Origin of the sequence: Allobosea sp. R86505 (assembly GCF_042466375.1) — a bacterium.
Taxonomy (GTDB): Bacteria; Pseudomonadota; Alphaproteobacteria; order Rhizobiales; family Beijerinckiaceae; genus Allobosea.
In genome coordinates this window covers 2,328,392-2,346,503 of sequence record NZ_JAXHPY010000001.1, presented here as the reverse complement: position 1 = coordinate 2,346,503, position 18,112 = coordinate 2,328,392, and the positions used below count along the sequence as shown (strand labels likewise).

At 68.9% G+C, this 18,112-nt stretch carries 16 protein-coding genes; 3 read left to right on the top strand and 13 right to left on the bottom strand.

All coding sequences use genetic code 11. The features are described 5' to 3' along the window. Positions 1-4 precede the first annotated feature (4 nt). On the top strand, positions 5-1,393 hold the full coding sequence (locus SJY11_RS11320) for a M20 family metallopeptidase (protein ID WP_376986704.1): 1,389 nt from the start codon (positions 5-7) through the stop codon (positions 1,391-1,393). 3 nt (positions 1,394-1,396) lie between these two features. On the opposite strand, the gene SJY11_RS11315 is transcribed toward SJY11_RS11320, so the two are convergent. The 3 genes from SJY11_RS11315 to SJY11_RS11305 form a co-directional block, all read right to left on the bottom strand. Next, a complete protein-coding gene (locus SJY11_RS11315) occupies positions 1,397-1,651 on the bottom strand; it encodes a hypothetical protein (protein ID WP_326906402.1) in 255 nt (84 codons plus the stop codon). Between the two features lie 130 nt (positions 1,652-1,781). After that, complete coding sequence (locus SJY11_RS11310) at positions 1,782-3,620, bottom strand: TRAP transporter large permease (protein ID WP_376989304.1); 1,839 nt, start codon at positions 3,618-3,620, stop codon at positions 1,782-1,784. A gap of 152 nt (positions 3,621-3,772) precedes the next feature. Continuing rightward, entirely contained in the window at positions 3,773-4,372 is a 600-nt protein-coding gene (locus SJY11_RS11305) for a TRAP transporter small permease subunit (RefSeq protein WP_376986703.1), read from the bottom strand. Between the two features lie 384 nt (positions 4,373-4,756). Between SJY11_RS11305 and SJY11_RS11300 the strand changes: the two genes are divergently transcribed. After that, entirely contained in the window at positions 4,757-6,247 is a 1,491-nt protein-coding gene (locus tag SJY11_RS11300) for an alpha/beta hydrolase (RefSeq protein ID WP_376986702.1), read from the top strand. Between the two features lie 108 nt (positions 6,248-6,355). Here SJY11_RS11300 and SJY11_RS11295 read toward each other — a convergent pair whose 3' ends face one another. The 8 genes from SJY11_RS11295 to SJY11_RS11260 are packed head-to-tail and all read right to left on the bottom strand — an operon-like array spanning position 6,356 to position 13,745. Continuing rightward, entirely contained in the window at positions 6,356-8,170 is a 1,815-nt protein-coding gene (locus SJY11_RS11295; protein WP_376986701.1) for an SLC13 family permease, read from the bottom strand. A 50-nt stretch (positions 8,171-8,220) separates the two neighbouring features. Then, a complete protein-coding gene (locus SJY11_RS11290) occupies positions 8,221-9,864 on the bottom strand; it encodes a complex I subunit 5 family protein (RefSeq protein WP_376986699.1) in 1,644 nt (547 codons plus the stop codon). Further along, positions 9,861-11,381, bottom strand: coding sequence for a complex I subunit 5 family protein (locus SJY11_RS11285; protein ID WP_376986698.1), 1,521 nt, complete (start codon positions 11,379-11,381; stop codon positions 9,861-9,863). The genes SJY11_RS11290 and SJY11_RS11285 overlap by 4 nt, the downstream gene beginning before the upstream one ends. After that, the gene (locus SJY11_RS11280; RefSeq protein WP_376986697.1) at positions 11,378-11,731 is read right to left on the bottom strand and encodes an NADH-quinone oxidoreductase subunit K; all 354 of its coding nucleotides are present in this window, start codon (positions 11,729-11,731) and stop codon (positions 11,378-11,380) included. The genes SJY11_RS11285 and SJY11_RS11280 overlap by 4 nt, the downstream gene beginning before the upstream one ends. Next, positions 11,728-12,666, bottom strand: a complete 939-nt coding sequence (locus tag SJY11_RS11275) for a hydrogenase subunit MbhD domain-containing protein (protein ID WP_376986696.1) — start codon at positions 12,664-12,666, stop codon at positions 11,728-11,730. The genes SJY11_RS11280 and SJY11_RS11275 overlap by 4 nt, the downstream gene beginning before the upstream one ends. Before the next feature lie 2 nt (positions 12,667-12,668). After that, positions 12,669-12,953: a cation:proton antiporter gene (locus tag SJY11_RS11270; RefSeq protein WP_376986695.1), complete on the bottom strand. Its 285-nt coding sequence runs from the start codon at positions 12,951-12,953 to the stop codon at positions 12,669-12,671. Beyond that, positions 12,953-13,240 (bottom strand): monovalent cation/H+ antiporter complex subunit F, encoded by a 288-nt coding sequence (locus tag SJY11_RS11265; RefSeq protein WP_376986694.1) that lies wholly within the window; start codon positions 13,238-13,240, stop codon positions 12,953-12,955. Before SJY11_RS11265 ends, SJY11_RS11270 begins: the two co-directional genes overlap by 1 nt. Continuing rightward, a complete protein-coding gene (locus SJY11_RS11260) occupies positions 13,233-13,745 on the bottom strand; it encodes a Na+/H+ antiporter subunit E (protein ID WP_376986693.1) in 513 nt (170 codons plus the stop codon). Before SJY11_RS11260 ends, SJY11_RS11265 begins: the two co-directional genes overlap by 8 nt. Positions 13,746-14,118: 373 nt before the next feature. Between SJY11_RS11260 and SJY11_RS11255 the strand changes: the two genes are divergently transcribed. Further along, positions 14,119-15,852: a metallophosphoesterase family protein gene (locus tag SJY11_RS11255; protein ID WP_376986692.1), complete on the top strand. Its 1,734-nt coding sequence runs from the start codon at positions 14,119-14,121 to the stop codon at positions 15,850-15,852. Between the two features lie 114 nt (positions 15,853-15,966). On the opposite strand, the gene SJY11_RS11250 is transcribed toward SJY11_RS11255, so the two are convergent. Together SJY11_RS11250 and SJY11_RS11245 are read right to left on the bottom strand one after the other, a co-directional pair. Then, positions 15,967-17,022 (bottom strand): AI-2E family transporter, encoded by a 1,056-nt coding sequence (locus SJY11_RS11250; RefSeq protein ID WP_376986690.1) that lies wholly within the window; start codon positions 17,020-17,022, stop codon positions 15,967-15,969. Positions 17,023-17,027: 5 nt separating this feature from the next. After that, the gene (locus SJY11_RS11245) at positions 17,028-18,098 is read right to left on the bottom strand and encodes a patatin-like phospholipase family protein (protein WP_376986689.1); all 1,071 of its coding nucleotides are present in this window, start codon (positions 18,096-18,098) and stop codon (positions 17,028-17,030) included. Between the last annotated feature and the right edge of the window lie 14 nt (positions 18,099-18,112).

Here is an 18,112-nt window from a genome sequence, read left to right as displayed (position 1 = left end):
TTCCATGACCCGCGCCCAAGCCATCGCGCATGCGCAAGACTATTTCGACTCCGGCGCCTTCAAGAGCGACCTTGCCCGCCTCATCGCGATACCGACCGAGAGCCAGAACCCGGACCGGGCGCCGGTCCTGACGGAGTATCTCGAGCGCGAGATGCGCCCGCTCTTCGAGGAGCTCGGCTTCGAGTGCCGGATCCTGCACCACCCCAAGGCCAAGGGCCCCTTCCTCTTCGCCCAGCGCATCGAGGATGAGAGCCTGCCGACGATCTTCGGCTACGGCCATGGCGATGTCATCCGCGGCCTCGACGCGCAGTGGAGCGAGGGCCTCTCGCCCTGGACGCTGACCGAGCGCGACGGCCGCTGGTATGGCCGCGGCGTCGTCGACAACAAGGGCCAGCATGTCATCAACATCAATGCCTTACGCGCCGTTCTTGAATCACGCGGCAAGCTCGGCTTCAACGCCAAATATCTGATCGAGATGGGCGAGGAATCCGGTTCGCCCGGCCTGCGCGAGCTCTGCGCCGACCAGACCGAGCTGTTCAAATCCGACGTGCTGATCGCCTCGGACGGACCGCGGCTCAATGCCGAGCGGCCGACCGTGTTCCTGGGCGCGCGCGGCGTCATCACCTTCGACCTCTCGATCGTCGCCCGCGACGGTGGCCATCACTCCGGCAACTGGGGCGGCATTCTCTCCGATCCCGCGATCCAGCTCGCCCACGCCATCGCCTCGATCACCTCCCCGACTGGCCAGATCCGCATCCACGAATGGGTGCCGCGCGAACTGCCGCCCGCCGTGCGCGAGGCGGTGGCCGACTGCGTCATCGATGGAGGCCCCGATGGCCCGGTGATCGACCCGGGCTGGGGCGAGCCCGATCTGTCGCCGGCCGAACAGGTCTTCGGCTGGTGCTCCTTCGACGTGCTGGCGATGAAGTCGGGCGTGCCGGAGACGCCAGTGAACGCCGTGCCCCCGAGCGCCTGGGCGCGCTGCGCGCTGCGCTTCGTCGTCGGCATCGACCCGACCGACGTGGTGCCGGCGCTGCGCCGCCATCTCGACCGCCACGGATTCAAGATGGTCGAGATCGTCATGCCGGGCGCCGAGCGCTTCGGGGCGACGCGGCTCGACCCCGAGGATGACTGGGTGCGCTTCACCATCGCCTCGATCGCGCGCAGCACCAACAAGAAGCCGGCGCTGCTGCCCAATCTCGGCGGCTCTCTGCCCAACGACATCTTCGCCGAAATCCTCGGCCTGAAGACGATTTGGGTGCCGCACTCCTATCCCGGCTGCTCGCAGCACGCGCCCGACGAGCATCTGCCCGTCGAACTCGCACGCGAAGCCCTTGGGCTGATGGCCGGGCTCTACTGGGACATCGGGTCGGGGCAAGCCCCGTCGGTGTAGGCCCTATTCCAGCGGCTGGCGCGGACCCCTGTCCGGCGGCATGTCGTAGGGTGTCGCCGGCGGCGCCTCGGGCGGGGCGTTCGGCGGCAGCTCCTGAGGGGGTTCGGTCGGAATGCCCTGCGGCGCCTCGTCGGGCGGCATCTCAACCGGCGGGGCCGGTGGCACCTCGTTCGGCGTCAGCGGCGGCGCCTCCGGTGGCGGGGTCGGAATGGCCGGCGTGCTGCCCGGATCGGCCTGTGCCTGAAAGAAATCGCTCATGCGTCGCTCCTCGCTTCGCGGGAACAACGCATCATCGCCAGCAAGGTTCGGCCGCGGCCCGATCATCCCCGAACGAAAACGACGCCGGCTCGCACCGGCGTCGTGTCCAGCAGTCGGTGGTTCGTGCCGCTTATTTGAATGATGGCGGCGCGTTGAGATCGAGACCGGGCAACCCGCCCCCCGTCCCCATTCCGGGGATCTGGATCGAGTCGAACTGCTTGTCGATCGCCTTCTGATCGAGCTGCACTGCGCTGCCCTTGTAGTGCATCACCATCTGCGGGAGGAACACGACCATCGCGACCATGATGCACTGGATCACCACGAAGGGCACGGCCCCCCAGTAGATTTCAGTCGTCTTGACCGGTTCCATGCGCTTGCTGGTGACCTTGTCGATATAGCTCTGCGCCGGCGCCACTGACCGTAAATAGAACAAGGCGAACCCGAAGGGCGGCGTCAGGAACGAGGTCTGCATGTTGACCGAGAGGATGACACCGAACCAGATCAGATCGATGCCCAGTTTCTCGGCGGCAGGCCCCATCAGCGGCACGATGATGAAGGCGAGTTCGAAGAAATCGAGGAAGAAGCCGAGAATGAAGACCGTCAGGTTGACGACGATCAGGAAGCCCGCCTGCCCGCCGGGCAGGGACGTCAGCAGGTGCTCGACCCAGATATGGCCATTGACGCCATAGAAGGTCAGCCCGAAGACGCGCGCCCCGACGAGGATCATCAGCACGAAGGCCGACAGCTTGGCCGTCGACTCGGTCGCCTGCTTGATGATGCCGAAGTTGAAGCGGCGCTTCTCCCCCGTCAGATACCGCTTCACGCCGGCCAGCAACAACGCGCCGGCCGCGCCCATCGCGCCGCCTTCCGTCGGGGTGGCGACGCCGATGAAGATCGTGCCGAGCACGAGGAAGATCAGCGCCAGCGGCGGAACCATCACGAAGGTCGTCTGTTCGGCGATGTTGGAGATCAGCCGTTTGCCGGTGAACCGCTCGACCAGGCTGACGAACAGCGCATAGACGCTGCCGAAGGCGATCGCCTCGGACACGACGGCCAGCACCGGATGCTCGGTCTCGCGCAGATAATACCAGCCGAACCCGAACACGCCCGTCGCGATCAGGGTCACATACCAGTACTTGGCGCCAAACCAGCAATTCAGCAGCGCGCACAGGAACGCGACCATGACGGTCACCGACATCGCCAGGATCATGAAGTCGGCCATGCCGGTGACGTTCGTCTGGCTCATGACGTGATAAGAGACCAGGGCGGAGAACAGGGTCAGGATGCCGAGCTGGACCACCCCACGCGAGCCGTCAGGCTCGCGAAAGCCGACATCCTCCTTCGGCAGCCCGGGGGCGACCGCCGGGTTGAACATCGAATAGATGAACACCCACACGGCATACATCAGGGTCAGCAGAATGCCGGGCAGGAAAGCGCCCTGATACATGTCGCCGACCGAGCGGCCGAGCTGGTCGGCCATGACGATCAGCACGAGCGAGGGCGGGATGATCTGCGCCAGCGTGCCGGAGGCGAGGATCACGCCGCTCGCGAGGCGCCGGTCATAGCCGTAACGCAGCATGATCGGCAGCGAGATCAGGCCCATCGAGATCACCGAGGCCGCGACGACGCCGGTGGTCGCGGCGAGCAGCGCGCCGACGAAGATCACGGCATAGGCCAGGCCGCCGCGGATGGTGCCGAACAGCTGGCCGATCGTGTCGAGCAGATCCTCCGCCATGCCGGAGCGTTCGAGAACCAGCCCCATGAAGGTGAAGAAGGGGATCGCCAGCAGCGTCTCGTTGTTCATGGTCCCGAAGACGCGCTCGGGCAGCGCCTGCAGGAAATTCGGCTGGAACAGGCCCAGTTCAATGCCGACCAGCGCGAACACCAGTCCATTGGCCGCCAGGGCGAAGGCAACCGGGTAGCCCAGCAGCAGGAAACCGACCAACGCCGCGAACATCACGGGCGCCATGTTGGTGCGCAGGAAGTCGCCGAGACCGGCGGCCTGGGCTTCGCCCGTGTGCAGGCCGAAAAAGGCGACGAGCGTCAGTGCGAGCAGCAGGCCGGCAAGACGGGACAGATGGATGACGGTCATGAGGGGGTTCCGGACGTCTCTCGAATGGCTCACGGAGCCACCCCTTGCTGCTTGGCCTGCTCGAGAAGACGGTGCGCCTCGGCTTCCGCGGCGGCGGCGTGCCCGCGCAGCGTCTCGTCATCTTCCAGATGCCCGCGCATGATCGCGATCTGCTTGATGATCTCGGAGATGCCCTGGATCGCCAGCATCACGAAGCCGATGATGACGAGGCCCTTGGCCGGCCATTGCGGCAGGCCGCCGGCCGAGAGCGACTGCTCGTTGACGGCATAGGAACGCGTGAAGAACGGCCAGGAATGGTAGATCATCAGCAGGCAGAACGGCATCAGGAACAGCATGTGGCCCAGCAGGTCGACCCAGCGCTGCACCGCTTTGGGGAACATGCTGCTGACGATATCGATGCGGATGTGCTCCTTCACCTTGAGCGTCCAGGCGGCGCACATCAGGAAGACCGCGCCGAACAGCATCCATTGCAGCTCCAGCCAGGCATTGGAGGAGACATTGAAGACCTTGCGGATAATCGCGTTGATCGCGGCCACCAGCACGGCGACCAGAATCAGCCAGGCGATCTTCTTGCCGATCTGCGTGTTGACCGCGTCGATGACACTGCTGATCCGGAGTAAACCCTTCACGTCGGTGCTCCCAGTTCCCGTGCGGCGCCTTGTTCTGCAAGCAGGCCCCGTCCGCGTTTCGGTTATAGGAAGGCCCTGCCGCGCACAAGCACTCACGCGGCTCGCGGGCGGAGCGACCTGCGCCGATTATCGGCAGTGTCCCACCTCATCTCTAGGCACGGCGCAAAGCTGCGGAACGCGCTTCAGCCGGAAGCGGTGGTGTCCAATAGCGTGGTTTAGCTGAGGGAATCGACCGAACATGAGCGCGACGAACGATGGACCCTTGGCATTCCCAAGCGGCACTTTCTGCAGCCAAGCCGATGGCGAGTTGCAGCCAACTGGGCCAAGATGCCGAGTGTCGATCAGCGGGATTCGTCCGCGACGCCAGCAGGGTAAGACACGGTGATGGAGGTTCGCTGGTTTGGTCGGCTTCTTAAACGAACCGTCGCTGTTCTGGCAGTCGTCGCGGTCGCCCTGATCACCCTCAGGATTTATGATTCCGAGCGCGGCGCCCCGCTCGAACCCTGGCACACCTACATCCCCACCGAGCTTTCGGTCGCCGAACTCGATCGTAGCGACTGGCGCGCCTATCTCGCCGCCGAGAATGCGGCCTTCGCCGCGATCCGCCGCGAGGTGACGCAGAAGCTCGATGCCGACGATCGCGTGCCGGTGAACCGCTATTTCGACGGCAGCCCGATCTACCCCGCCCGCTTCGCGCAGGACTGGAACCGCTCCTATGTGCTGCAGCCGGACGGGCCGCCGAAGGGTGCGGCCGTCTTCCTGCACGGGCTGACGGATTCCCCCTACAGCCTGCGCCATGTCGCGCGGCAGTACCGGGAGCGCGGCTTCGTCGCCGTGGCGCCTCGCCTGCCCGGCCACGGCACCGTCCCGGCGGGGCTGACCGAGATCGAGTGGCAGGACTGGCTGGCGGCGACCCGGCTGGCGGTGCGCGAGGCCCGCCGTCTCGCGGGCCCGACCGCGCCGCTGCATCTGGTCGGCTTTTCGAATGGCGGCGCTCTCGCCTTGATGCACGCGCTCGAGGCGCTGGAGGATAACAAGCTGCCGCGGGCGGACCGGCTCGTTCTGATCTCGCCGATGGTCGGAATCACCGCCTTTGCCCGCTTCGCGGGGCTCGCCGCCCTGCCCGCGATCCTGCCGGCCTTCGCCAAGGCGGCCTGGCTCAGCGTCCTGCCCGAGTTCAACCCGTTCAAGTACAACTCCTTTCCGGTCAACGGCGCGCGCCAGTCCCATCTGCTGACGGCGGCGCTGCAGCAGACGATCCTCAGGCAGTCGCGGGAAGGCCGGCTGAAGGATCTGCCGCCGCTGATCACCTTCCAGTCGGTGATGGACTTCACCGTCTCGACGCGCGCGATCATCACCTCGCTCTATGCCCATCTGCCGGCCAATGGCAGCGAACTCGTGCTGTTCGACCTCAACCGCAACGCCAAGTTCGGCCCGCTCTTGAACAGCTCCGCCGACACGCTGCTCGGCCGCATGCTGCCGCCGACGCCACGGAATTTCCGGCTCTCGGTCATCACCAATGCGAGCCCGGATGCGAGCGAGGTCGTCGAGCGCGTGACCGAGGCCGGCGCCAGCGAGGAGAGGGAACGGCCGCTGGGCCTTTCCTTCCCGCGCGACGTGTTCTCGCTATCGCATGTCGCGCTGCCGTTTCCGCTGACGGACGGGCTCTACGGCATGACGCCGGATCCGACTGACGATTTCGGCATCCAGCTCGGCTCGGTGGCGGCGCGCGGCGAGCGCGGCACGCTGATCGTCAATCTCGACGCGCTGCTGCGCATGTCGTCGAACCCGTTCTACCCCTACCTGCTCGCCCGCATCGACGAGCGGCTGGGAGGGCCGCTTGGGGCTGCGGCGGCGGAGAAGGCGCTGGAGTAACCTCCGTCGTCATTGCGAGCGCAGCGAAGCAATCCAGAGGGTTTCGCTCGACGTCCCCCTGGATTGCTTCGCTGCGCTCGCAATGACGTTGGGGCGGACACCGCCCCCTCAGAACCGCCAGATCAGCGGCACGTAGAACACCGCCATGACGAAGAACCAGATCATCAGCGGCAGGCCGAGCTTCCAGTAGTCGCCGAAGGCGTAGCCGCCCGGCCCCATCACCATCAGATTGGTCGAGGTCGCGATCGGCGTCATGAAGGAGGCCGAACCGGCGATGCACAGGCTCATCAGGATCGGCCGGGGCGAGACGCCCATGCTGGTGGCGGCCGCCATCGCGATCGGGATCACAAGCATGGTGGTCGCCGTGTTGCTCATGATCTGTCCGAGGCAGGCGGTGAGCAGGAACAGACCGGCGAGAAAGACCGTCGGCCCGCCACTGCCGGTCAGCGCCACGAGCTGGCGCGCAACGAGATCGGCCGCGCCCGACTGCACCATCGCGATCGAGAGCGGCATCATCGCGCCGATCAGGATGATCGTGGTCCAGTGAATGGCGCGATAGGCCTCCTCGACCGAGAGGATGCCGGCGCCGATCAGCGCGAGCGCGCAGATGAGCGCGGCGACCGCGGGCGGCACGAGGCCCGTCGCCAGCAGCAGGACCAGCGCGCCGAGCGCAGCCAGCGCGACGCCGGCGCCCGCCCCCATTGGCACGGCCTGGCGGCGGACGAGATCGGGCGAATCGACGACCAGCACGTCGGCATCCGCCAGCCGCAGGTCGAGCGCCTTCCAGCTGCCCTTGAGCAGCACCGTATCGCCGGCCCGCAGAAGCGGGTCCGCCGGATCGAGATCGACGCCGCCGCGCTGGACCGCGAGCACGATCAGGTCACCGCCCTCGGTCGTCATACCGGGATGCACCGCCTTGCCGATGAAGGCCGAGCGCGGCGGGATCACCACCTCGGCCAGCCCCGTTCTGCGGTTGAGCAGCGCACCGGCCGCGTCGCCGTCGTCAGTGTCGTCGCGCGGCGCGAGATGCGAGGCCGCGCAGAGCCGGGCGACCGCCCCTGCCTCGCCCTTGACCAGAAGGTAGTCGCCCTCGCGGATCGGCTGATCCCCGCGCGCGATGCCGGATGGTCCGGCCTGAACGCTGACGAGATCGATCGCGCCCTCCTGCTGGGACAGGGCCAGCGCGGCGGGGAGCTTGCCGATCAGATCCGAACTCGCCCGCACCCGCAGATGGAAGAAGCCGTCGGTGAGGCCGTAGTGCTCGACCAGGGTCTGCGCGTGCTGGCTGAAATCGGCGGGCAGTCGCGCATTGCCCTGCGCTGGCAGCAGGCGCTTGCCCAGGAGCAGGATGATCAGCATCGTTCCCGCCAGCAGCGGCAGGCCGACGAGCGCGAACTCGGCGAAGCCGAAGCCGGGCAGGCCGTTGTCCTCCAGCGCCTCGGAGACGAGGATGTTCTTGGGTGCGCCGGTCAGCAGGATGTTGGCGCCGGCATGGGCGGAGAAGGCGAGCGGCATCAAGAGCAGCGTCGGCGATTGCCGCAGCCGGATCGCCGCGAGCACCACGACCGGCATCAGCGCCGCGACCGCGCCGCCGCCGCTGATCAGCGCGGTGAGCGCGCCCGCCGCGGCCATGATGATCACGAGCAGGCGGTTCTTGCTCTCGCCGGCCTTCGCGATCAGGATCTGCCCGGCCCAGGCGGTGACGCCGGTCTTGTCGAGCGCCGCGCTGACGATGAACAGGCTGGCGACGAACATCACCGCGCGGTCGCCGAAGCCGGCCATCGCCTGTTCCAGCGTGACGCCCCCCAGCGCCCAGAGCGACAGCGCCGCCCCGATCGCGACCACGACCACCGGCAGCCGGTTCCAGGCGAAGAACGCGATCGTCACCGCAACGACGAGGGCTGTGCTTTCGATGGCGTTCACGAGGGCGCGTCCAGGGCTTTGCAGCGGGTGGCCGGTCGGCCGAGCATGAGTTATGCGGCCATCAGGAAGCCGCCGCCAAGCCAGATGACGAGTGCCAGCAGCACGAGCCCGGCCACGGGCCAGAGCCGCAGTTGCCCGTCGAGCCGTTCGATCGCGGCCGGCAGGCGGGCGAGACGCGGGGCCTGCCGCTCGGCCAGTACCAGAATGTCGCCCTCCGGGACGCGGCCAGCCAGTCCCGCGAAGCGTTTCGCGGCCATGAAGACCACCACGCCCAACATCATCGGCCAGACGAGCTTCCAGAGCGAAGGGAGGCTCCAGGCGCTGGCGAGCGTGCCGCCCGACAGGCTCGGGTAAAGCCACCAGGGGATGAGGAGCGATGCGGCGGCGATGGCAAGCCACGGCACGGTTTCGCCCGGCGGGGCGTTCGATGGCGGGTTGTCTGCCGTCTCGCTGACCATGACGGCGATGAAATGCAGCATCAGCAGCGTGCTGCCGGCGGCCGCGAGCGAGACTGCGATGCTGAGCAGGCCGTAGCCCAGCATCGGCTTGACCGCGAGCTTGGCGAGCGCGCCGCTGGTCAGGGGCAGGCCGGCGAGGCTGAGCGCCAGCAGCCCGGTCAGCAGCAGCACGGGAAGCCGGCGCGCTCCGCCGGTCGCGAAGGCGACGCCGACCGCGAGGAACAGCCCGCCCTTCACCAGCGTGTGATGCAGGCCGTAATAGGCAGCCAGACCCGGCGCAGACGCATCGCCCGCCGCCAGCCCGGCGCCGAGGATGGCCGCGACGAGGCCCATCTGGCTGACGGTCGAATAGGCCAGGATCGTCTTGGGGCGCCGCTGCACCACGCCGAGCGCCGCGCCGCCATAGGCCGTCAGGATGCCGGCGGTGGCGAGCACCGCGCCCCAGGCCGGCAGCGGGGCCTCGAACGGCAGGAAGCGGATCAACCCGATCACGCCGGCCTTGACCAGCACGCCGCTGAGCACCGCCGAGGCCGGCATCGGCGCGGCCGGATGGGCGAGCGGCAGCCAGACATGCAGCGGAATCAGCCCCATCTTGAGGGCGAAGCCCAGCATCAGCAGCGCGATGATTCCGTCGCGCATCGGCGAGCCCGGCAGCGCCGCCACCGCGTCGCGGATCAGCGGGTTGGGATCGGGCTGTCCGGCCGCCAGCATAACGAAGGCAAAGAGCAGGAAGGCCTCGCCCAGCAGCGCCAGCACCATGTAGACGAGGCCGGCCCGCCTCGCCGCGTCGGTCTGCTCATGCGCGACCAGCCCATAGGCCGAGAGGCTCGCCAGCGTGAACAACAGGTAGAAGCCGGCGATGTCGGCGACGATGAGGACACCGAGGCTGCCCGCCAGTGTCAGCAGCCACCAGAAGCAGAACCCCGTCAGCCCGGGCTTGCCGCGCAGATAGGAGGCGGCATAGGCCCCCGCCGTGCTCCAGAGCAGTGCCGCGCCACCGAGCAGGATCGCGCCGGGCTGGTCGAGCGCCAGCGCCATCCGGAACGGCACGGAGAAGGCGATGGCCGTGCCGGCCGGCAGGAGCCCCGCCGCCAGCAGCGCCGGCAGGGGCGCGAGCCAGAGCAGCCCCGGCACGCGGGCCCGGACGACGCGCGACAGGCAGGCGGCCGCCAGCGCCAGCGGTGCGATCAGCGCGGTGGCCAGCAGCAGCCCGGCGGCACTGGCTGCCGCACTCATGGCGACACCGCCAGCGCAATGTCGGGCCGGCCGATCTGCAGCAGGCCGAAGGGGGCGAGCGGCAGGAAGCCGAGCGCCACGGCCAGCACCGCCAGGACCAGCGGGACGAGCTCGAGCCGCAGCGGGATGGGCTTGCGCAGTTGCAGCGGTTCGGCCGGCGTCGCCAGAGCCCGGTCCATGACGCGGAAGACATAACCGCCGGCAAGCAGCCCGCCAGCGAGGATCGTCAGCGCCAGCCAGAGATGCCCGCCGATCGCGGCGGCCGTCAGCAGCAGGCATTTCGCAATGAAGCCGCCACTCGGCGGGATGCCCATCAGCGACAGCCCGGCGAGCCCGAAGGTCGTGGCGGTCAGCGGCAGGACGCGGCCGAAGCCGCCGAGATCGCGGATGCGGTCATGCCCGACGGCTTCGGCGACGATGCCCGCCGCCATGAACATCGCCGCCTTGGCGAGTGCATGCGAAGTCAGCTGCAGCGCCCCGCCGGTCCAGGCGATCGTTCCCCAGGGCGCGGTCCCGTCGCCAACGCCGGCCAGCGGAAAGACGATGAAGAGATAGCCGATCTGCGCCACGGTCGAATAGGCGATCATCAGCTTCAGCCGCTCCTGCCGCAGTGCCATGACGCTGCAGAACAGGATCGAGGCCGCGCCGAGAACCGCCAGCACCTGCCCCGCGACGGCGGCTGCGCCCGGTGGGGCGATGTCGGCGACGAGCCGCAGGATCAGGAAGACGGGCGCCTTGATCACCAGCGCCGAGAGCACCGCGCTGGCGGCGGCCGGCGCCCCGGCATGGGCGGGTGGCAGCCACAGATGCAGCGGAAACAGCGCCGCCTTGGCAAGCAGGCCGGGGATCATCAGCGCCAGCGCGATCCCCATCGCCGGGCCGTGATGGCTCGCGCTCGCGATCAGGCGGATGTCGAGCGTGCCATAGGCGCCGTACAGGAGCCCGGCGCCGAGCAGATAGAGCATCGAGCCGAGCAGCGCGAACATCAGGTAGCGCAGGGCAGCGGCCATCGTCTCGCCGCGGCCGTCCAGGCAGACCAGCGGCACGGCGGCGAAGGTCAGGAGTTCGAGCGCGACATAGAGGTTGAATAGATCCTGCGAGACGAAGACGAGGTTGAGCCCGCTCCACAGCCCCATCAGCAGCGTCCAGAAACTCGTCGCCAGGCGCCCGTCGGCTGTTGCGAGGTCGAGCCCGAAGAGTTCGCGCGCGAACAGCCCTGTCGCCGCCATGACGACCGCGGTGACGACCAGCATCATCACCGACAGCCCATCGGCGCGCAGCGCAATGCCGAGCGGCGGCTGCCAGTTGCCGAGCACATAGATCAGGGCGGCCTGGCTGCGGACCAGCTGGAGGCCGGCGGCAAGCGCCACGACGACGCCGAGCGCCAGCGCGATCAGCGCCACCACACGGGTGTGGCGCGGGCCGAGCACCAGCATCACCAGCGCGGCCGCAGCCGGCAGCATGACGGCCAGCACCAGCAGCAGGCCGCCCGATGTCGCCGCATAGGCCGGCGTCATGTGTCGCTCCGCGGCGGCGGCGTCGCCGGCGCCGCCGCGTCGAGCGTCGCGCTCCCGGTCAGCGACGCCAGGCGCCGCAGCAGCGCCACCGCCAGCGCGGTTGCCGCGAAGGCGACGACGATGCCGGTGATCACCATGGCCTGCGGCACCGGATCGCCCCCGAGCCCCATCGCCGCGCCGCGGCGCGCGACCGCGCCGAAGACGAGGAAGATGCCGGCGCCGAGGATGTTGAAGCCGATGATCCGGCGCAGCAGATCGGGATGGCTGACGATGCAAAACAGCCCGATGCCGACGAGCGCGGCGCCGCACAGGCCAAATAGCGACGCCGATGTCAGGGCCAGCGCACTCATGGTGCGGGCGCCTTGTCCGGCGGGCCGGCGACGAGCAGGGCGAGCGTGCCGGCGATCGACAGCGTCAGCGCCGCCTCGATACCGACGATCAGCGGCTTGGCGATGGCCTCCGGATAGGACAGGAACCCCTGCGCGACCGCGACGCCGAGGAAGCCGACCAGCACGAACAGCGCCGGCCCGCCCGCGAGCATGACCCGCAGCGCCCTCGCCTGCGTCGGTGGTGCCGGGTGCAGGCCGGCCAGCATCACGAGCAGCGCCATCGCGGCCAGGATGGTGCCGGCCTGGAACGTCCCGCCGGGAAGGTCGGCCCCGACCCAGACCTGATAGACCGCGATCAGCACACCGAAGGGCGGCAGCACCCGCGCCAGAAAAACCAGCGGCTCCGGGATGATCGCCGGGCGCAGCTGCGAGGCCCCGCCCCAGGCGTCGTCGCGGCTCAATGACCAGACACCGACGAGCGCGAGGATCAGCACGATCTTCTCCAGGAGCGTGTCGATGGCGCGGTAGGCCAGCAGCACGGCGGTGACGGGGTTGCCGAGCCCCGTCGTCTCCAAAGACGCGACCGCCTGATGCGCGAGGCTCGGCGCCGGCCGGGGAAAAGCGAGCACGACCGCAGCCAGCGCCAGGGTGACGAGGCCGCAGGCGATCGCCGGCGCGAGCCAGCGCCGCGGTTCGGCCCGGCCCCCCGCCTCGGGACGGATTTCGCGCGCGAGATGGGCGTGGGCGCGCAGCAGGAGCATGCCGGTCAGGCCGCCGCCGATCGCAGCCTCGGTCAGCGCGACATCGACGGAAGCGAGCCGCGCCCAGCCGATGCCGAGCAGCAGGCCGAAGGCGATGAAGGCGAGGATCGCGCCGCGGCCGTCGCGGGTGACGACGACATGCAGCGCCAGCGCGATCAACCCGGCGACCAGCGCGATGTCGAAGAGGAGGCTCATGCCTACGGCTTCCGGCGCGCGGCGATGCCGGCGATCAGCTGGCTCGCGGTCGCGGCCGAGAGCTGCGCCAGAAGCCAGATGCAGACGAGCTTGACCCCGCCCATCAGGCTCGCCTGCTGCGGCAGCAGTCCGAGCACGATCAGGCCGAGCCCGAGATTGTCGGCCTTGCTCAGCGCGTGCAGCCGGCTGAGCGTGTCGGGAAAGCGCAGCAGCCCGAGCGTTCCCGCCAGGAACAGGATGGCGCCGGCGACGACGCAGACCAGCGTGAAGGCCTCCGCCAGCCCCATCACGCGGGCTCGTCGGGTTTCGCGGCGTCTCTGGGGGGCTCGCCCTCCCCCAGCGTGAAGGCCGCACAGGAGAACGCCGACAGCAGGACCAGCAGCAGCGCGACATCGGCCAGCGCCGGCTGCGCGGTGGCCGCACCGAGCAGCAGCAGCGTGGCGGCGCCGCCGGTCCCCAGCAACTGTACCGCCATCAGCTTCTCGATCGCGATCGCGGAGCGCAGCACGATCGCCAGCCCTGCGGCGCTGGCCAGCAGGACGAAGAGCGCAATGAATGTCAGGCTCTCAGGCACCGGAGCGACCTCCCGGCAGGATGCGCAGGAACGCCGCCTCGTCGGCGGCGAGTTCGGCCGTGACGGGTCCCTCGCTGTCGAGGCAGTGCACCTGCATCTCGCCGCTCGCCACGCAGGACACCGGCAGCTTGCCCGGCTGGAGGCTCATCACCGCGCAGAGCGCGCCCTGCGCCATGCCCGGCCGCAGGCTGGCGCGGTAGGTCACGATGCCCGGCTTCATCGCGATGCGCCGGGCAAAGGCGCGCCGGGCGACGTCGAGCCCGGCCACCACCGCCTGCGGCAGGAAGCGCAGGACGAAGCGGACGAGCCCCATCGCCGACAGCCGGCTCTCCGGCGGCCAGAGCGGGATGCTGGCCCAGGTTGCGGCGGCCGCCGCGATGAGGCCGACCGGCCAATCCTTGGGGGCCGCGCCGATCAGGACGAGCCAGAGCCCAAAGAAGAGCAGGCCGCGTCCCAGCAGGCCGGGCCACGATTGGGCTTGGCGTGGTGATGCCGGCGCGGTCATGACGGGGAGAACCTGTCGGCCGGCGCGCAGCGCCGCGATTCAAGCCTGCGCGAACGGCGCGCCAAAGACGAAGCGCGAAGAAGACGAGCCGCTCCACTGCACGAAGACGATTTTTGTCTTTGCGTCTTCATGGAAAAACGCGATCTCTTGCTTGATTGCGCAGTATCATCTTGCAAATCGTTCTGCTGTCAGGCTAGCATCCGGGGTTCGGGCGGGCATCTGCCGCCTGTCTCAGTTCTGTGCCCGCCGTCCCATTTTCGGGTGGGCCTTTTCGGGTCGCATCGATGGTTGCTGAGCGTCGTCTGGAAGCGCCCGCCCTCTCGCCGGGCTGCAGCGCGGATCGTGCCGTGTCTCGCTTGACGGCGCCGCGCCGATGCTGATCGAACCGCGCGGCGGCGACGCCGAGGACGACGCCAGCAGCACCAAGACGCATTCGCTGCTCGCCATCGCCGGCACGCTTCTGGGCGAGATCAACCTGCCGAAGCTCGCCCTCGCCTGGATCATCCTGGCGCTGGTGCCCGGCATTCTGCTCGGCGTCGCGCCGCTGGTGGTGACCGCCTGGTATGACGATGTCGCCGACCGTATCCTGGCGCTGGCCGGCATCGGGCCGTTCCTCCTGCTGGGACTTGTCGCCGCGATCGGCTGGTTCGGCCTGCGGCCGCTGCTGCGCGCCGTCGAGCGCAGCTTCTGGTCGCTGATTTCGCTGGCTGTCCAGCCCGGCTATGTGCTCGCCCGCGAGGGGCTGCGCCATCTCGCCGAGCGCTTTCTCTCCGTGGATGCGAGCGAGGACAGCCGCGCGCGGTTGCGGGGGCTGACAGCCTTCGCCGCGGGTGCCGGTGCTGCGCTCGTCGCGTTGGCGATCACGGCGTCCGTCTGGCCGGCGACGCGCTGGTCCGGCGAGCTCGCCGATCTCGCCTACCCCTTGCGGCTGGTGCGGCCGGCGCTGGCCAACACCATCGCCGTGATGAGCGTCTATTTCGCCGGGGCCGCGCTACTCTGGGGCATTGCCGACGGAACGATGAGCCAGCCGCGCGGGATCGGGAAATTCGACGAGGCCGCCTCATCCGACAGGATCTGGCGGGTGGCGCATCTGTCGGACATCCATGTCGTCGGCGAGCGCTACGGCTTCCGCATCGAGAGCGGCCGCGCCGGGCCGCGCGGCAATGATCGCCTGCACCTCGCACTGGAGCGGCTGGCCGCAATCCATGCCACCACGCCGCTCGATCTCGTGCTGATCACCGGCGACATGACCGATGCCGGCCGCTCAGCCGAATGGGCTGAGTTCCTCGACGCGCTCGCCCGCCATCCCGACCTCGCCGCGCTGACGCTGATCCTGCCCGGCAATCACGACGTCAACATCGTCGACCGGGCCAATCCGGCGCGGCTCGAGCTGCCCGGCAGCCCGGGCAAGCGCCTGCGCCAGATGCGGACGCTCTCGGTGACGGAAGCCGTGCAGGGCGCGCGCGTCCATGTCGTCGACAAGACGGCGGGCCAGATCGGCCAGACGCTCTCGGAGCGGCTGGCGCCGCATCGCGCCGCGATCGCGGCCTTCGCCGATTCAGGGGGCTTGCGCCTGTCGCGGGGGCTGTCGGCGATCTGGGAGGCATCCTTCCCGATGGTGCTGCCGCCGATCGAGCCGGATGGCCTCGGCGTCGTGCTGCTGAATTCGAATGCGGAGACGCATTTCTCCTTCACCAACGCGCTCGGCCTCGTCGCGGAGGAGGACATGCAGGCGATGCTGGCGGCGCTGGCGCAGTATCCTCGCGCGCGCTTCATCATCGCGCTGCATCACCACCCGGTCGAGTATCCGCAACAGGCCAAGGCCTTCTCGGAGCGGATCGGCACGGCGCTGATCAATGGCAGCCGCTTCGTGCGCCTGCTGAAGCCGCAGGCGCACCGGCTCGTGGCGATGCATGGCCACCGCCATATCGACTGGATCGGCCGCTGCGGCCCGCTGCGCATCGTCTCGGCGCCCTCCCCGGTGATGGAAGCGACGAATGACCAGCCGACCGCCTTCTACATCCACCGGCTCGGCGCACGCGCGGATGGCGGGCTGGCGCTGATGGCACCGGAGCGGATCGAGATCGGGCCCGCCGCTGGCGCTTGAAGCGATCCCTTCGTCATTGCGAGCGCAGCGAAGCAATCCAGGGGACGTCGCGCGAGCCCTTCTGGATTGCTTCGCTGCGCTCGCAATGACGAGGGGGCTGAGCGTAGGCGTCCCTCAGACCTTGATGACGTCGTTGGCCGGGACCGGCTCGGCGGCGCCCGAGCCGAACAGCTCCGCGACCCAGAGGCTCGCCGGGTGCTGGGCGCAGAAGGTCAAGAGCGCGATGGTGACGGGCACGCCGATGAAGGCTCCGAACACGCCCCAGAGATAGGCCCAGAAGAACACCGCGAACAGCACCAGCGTCGGCGACATCGAAAGCGCGCTGCCGGCGACGCGGGGCTCGATATAGCTGCCGACGACAAACTGGATCAGGTTCAGGCAGGCGAAGACCGCGACCACCGCCTGCCAGGAGCCGAACTGCGTCATGGCGAACAGGGTCGGGAAGACGGTCGCGACCAGCGGCCCGAGGAAGGGGATGTAGTTCAGCGAGAAGGCGATGAAGCCCCACTCCGCCGCCAGTGGCAGCCCGACGGCCGTGGCGAAGCCCCAGACCAGCACGCCGGTGATCAGGCTCATCACGGTCCGCACCAGCATGTAGCGATGCAGCTTGGCGGCGGTCTCTATGCTGCCGCGCAGCAGCACGTCGCCGACGAGGCGGTTGCGCATGCCCTTGAGCTTGCGTCCGAAATCCTCGACCTCGAGCAGGCCGAGGATGACATAGACCAGCACCACCAGCCAGAAGCTCATCGTGGTGTTGAGCCGGCCGCTGATCGTCTGCGCCATGCGCAGCATCCAGGCGACGTTGAAATTCTCGGCCCAAAGCCCGGTCACGGCGATGCCATGGCCTTCGAGCCAGAGCGTCGCCTGGTCGTAGAGCTGCTGGAACCGCGTGGCATCGGCCGCGATCCAGCGCCCGACGCGGCCGAAGGCCCAGACGATCAGCGATCCGAAGGCGACGAAGGCCAGCACCATCACGACGATGCTGATCGCCAGCGCCAGCATGCGCGGCAGGAAGCCCTGCAGGCTGCGCTGCAGCGGCCAGACCAGCGCGATGATGAACAGGGCGAACGCGACGGGGGCGAAGACCGAACTGGCGACCGACAGGGCCGCGACCACGAGAATGATCGCGATCAGGACCTGCGCGCCCTGGTGAATCCTGCCACTCGTCATTCCGCTCACACGCCCTGCGTCAGTTCATCAAGGTCGAGCGTCGAGCGCTGGCCGATATCGTCCCTGTGCGCGCGGTAGAAGGCTTCAGCCGACTGCCGCCCCTCCGCCCGCAGCATGGTCAGGAACTCCCATTCCGCGTTGAGCTTCGAGGAGTAGCCGAGCTCCGCCATCCTGTCGCTGGTGACGCGGTGGAGCCGCATCCCGGCCCAGCGCGCGCCTTCGCGGTCCTTCGGATTGGCACTGTTGCGCAGCAGCGCCATCATCCTGAGTTCCTTCAGCAGGACGCTGTTGAACGAGACCTCGTTCAACCGGTTCAGGATGTCGCGCGCGGTGGTCGGCGTGCCCGGCCGCTCGACCGGGTTGATCTGGACGAGGATGGTGTCGAGCGCCTCGCTCTCCTGGATCAGCGGCGTCATCGTCGGGTTGCCGGAATAGCCGCCGTCCCAGTAGCCGTCCCCGTCGATCTCGATCGCCTGGAACAGGGTCGGCAGGCAGGCGGAGGCCAGCAGCACCTGCGGCGTGATCTCGGCGTTGCGGAAGACGCGGCCCCGGCCGGTGCGCACATTGGTGGCGGTGACGAAGAGCTTGATCGGGCCTGCCGCCAGCGCCTCGAAGTCGATCACCTCGGCCAGGATGTCGGCGAGCGGGTTCGCCCCGCCGGGATTGAGGCTGTAGGGCGAGACGACGCGGGACATCAGGTCCATCGCGACGAAGAGCGGCGAGTTGTCGAGCGTCCAGCGCCCGAGCAGGACATCGAGCGGGCTGCGCTGGAACGGGCTGAAGCGCGCCGCCTCCGAGGTCTTGCGCCAGAACCCCTCCAGCGCCTGCCGCGCGCCCTCGCGGCCGCCAGTGGCGAAGCCCGAGGCCAGGACGGCGGCGTTCATCGCGCCGGCCGAGGTGCCCGAAATCGCGCTGATCGTCAGCCAGTCTTCCTCGAGGATGCGGTCGAGCACGCCCCAGGTGAAGGCGCCATGCGCGCCGCCGCCCTGCAGCGCCAGGTCGATGATGAGCGGGGTGCGGCCATCGCTGCGCGCGACCGCGGCTGCCTTGCCCGGCGTCTTCGGAACCTTGCTCACTTGATACTCCAGCA

Bases quoted from the DNA above. Each gene is read 5' to 3' on its own strand.
- SJY11_RS11285 (WP_376986698.1), bottom strand. From the start codon at position 11,381: ATGACGCCGGCCTATGCGGCGACATCGGGCGGCCTGCTGCTGGTGCTG.
- SJY11_RS11255 (WP_376986692.1), top strand. From the start codon at position 14,119: ATGCTGATCGAACCGCGCGGCGGCGACGCCGAGGACGACGCCAGCAGC.
- SJY11_RS11300 (WP_376986702.1), top strand. From the start codon at position 4,757: ATGGAGGTTCGCTGGTTTGGTCGGCTTCTTAAACGAACCGTCGCTGTT.
- SJY11_RS11250 (WP_376986690.1), bottom strand. From the start codon at position 17,022: ATGACGAGTGGCAGGATTCACCAGGGCGCGCAGGTCCTGATCGCGATC.
- SJY11_RS11315 (WP_326906402.1), bottom strand. From the start codon at position 1,651: ATGAGCGATTTCTTTCAGGCACAGGCCGATCCGGGCAGCACGCCGGCC.
- SJY11_RS11275 (WP_376986696.1), bottom strand. From the start codon at position 12,666: ATGAGCCTCCTCTTCGACATCGCGCTGGTCGCCGGGTTGATCGCGCTG.
- SJY11_RS11260 (WP_376986693.1), bottom strand. From the start codon at position 13,745: ATGACCGCGCCGGCATCACCACGCCAAGCCCAATCGTGGCCCGGCCTG.
- SJY11_RS11270 (WP_376986695.1), bottom strand. From the start codon at position 12,953: ATGGGGCTGGCGGAGGCCTTCACGCTGGTCTGCGTCGTCGCCGGCGCC.
- SJY11_RS11320 (WP_376986704.1), top strand. From the start codon at position 5: ATGACCCGCGCCCAAGCCATCGCGCATGCGCAAGACTATTTCGACTCC.
- SJY11_RS11290 (WP_376986699.1), bottom strand. From the start codon at position 9,864: ATGAGTGCGGCAGCCAGTGCCGCCGGGCTGCTGCTGGCCACCGCGCTG.
- SJY11_RS11310 (WP_376989304.1), bottom strand. From the start codon at position 3,620: ATGGCGCCCGTGATGTTCGCGGCGTTGGTCGGTTTCCTGCTGCTGGGC.
- SJY11_RS11280 (WP_376986697.1), bottom strand. From the start codon at position 11,731: ATGAGTGCGCTGGCCCTGACATCGGCGTCGCTATTTGGCCTGTGCGGC.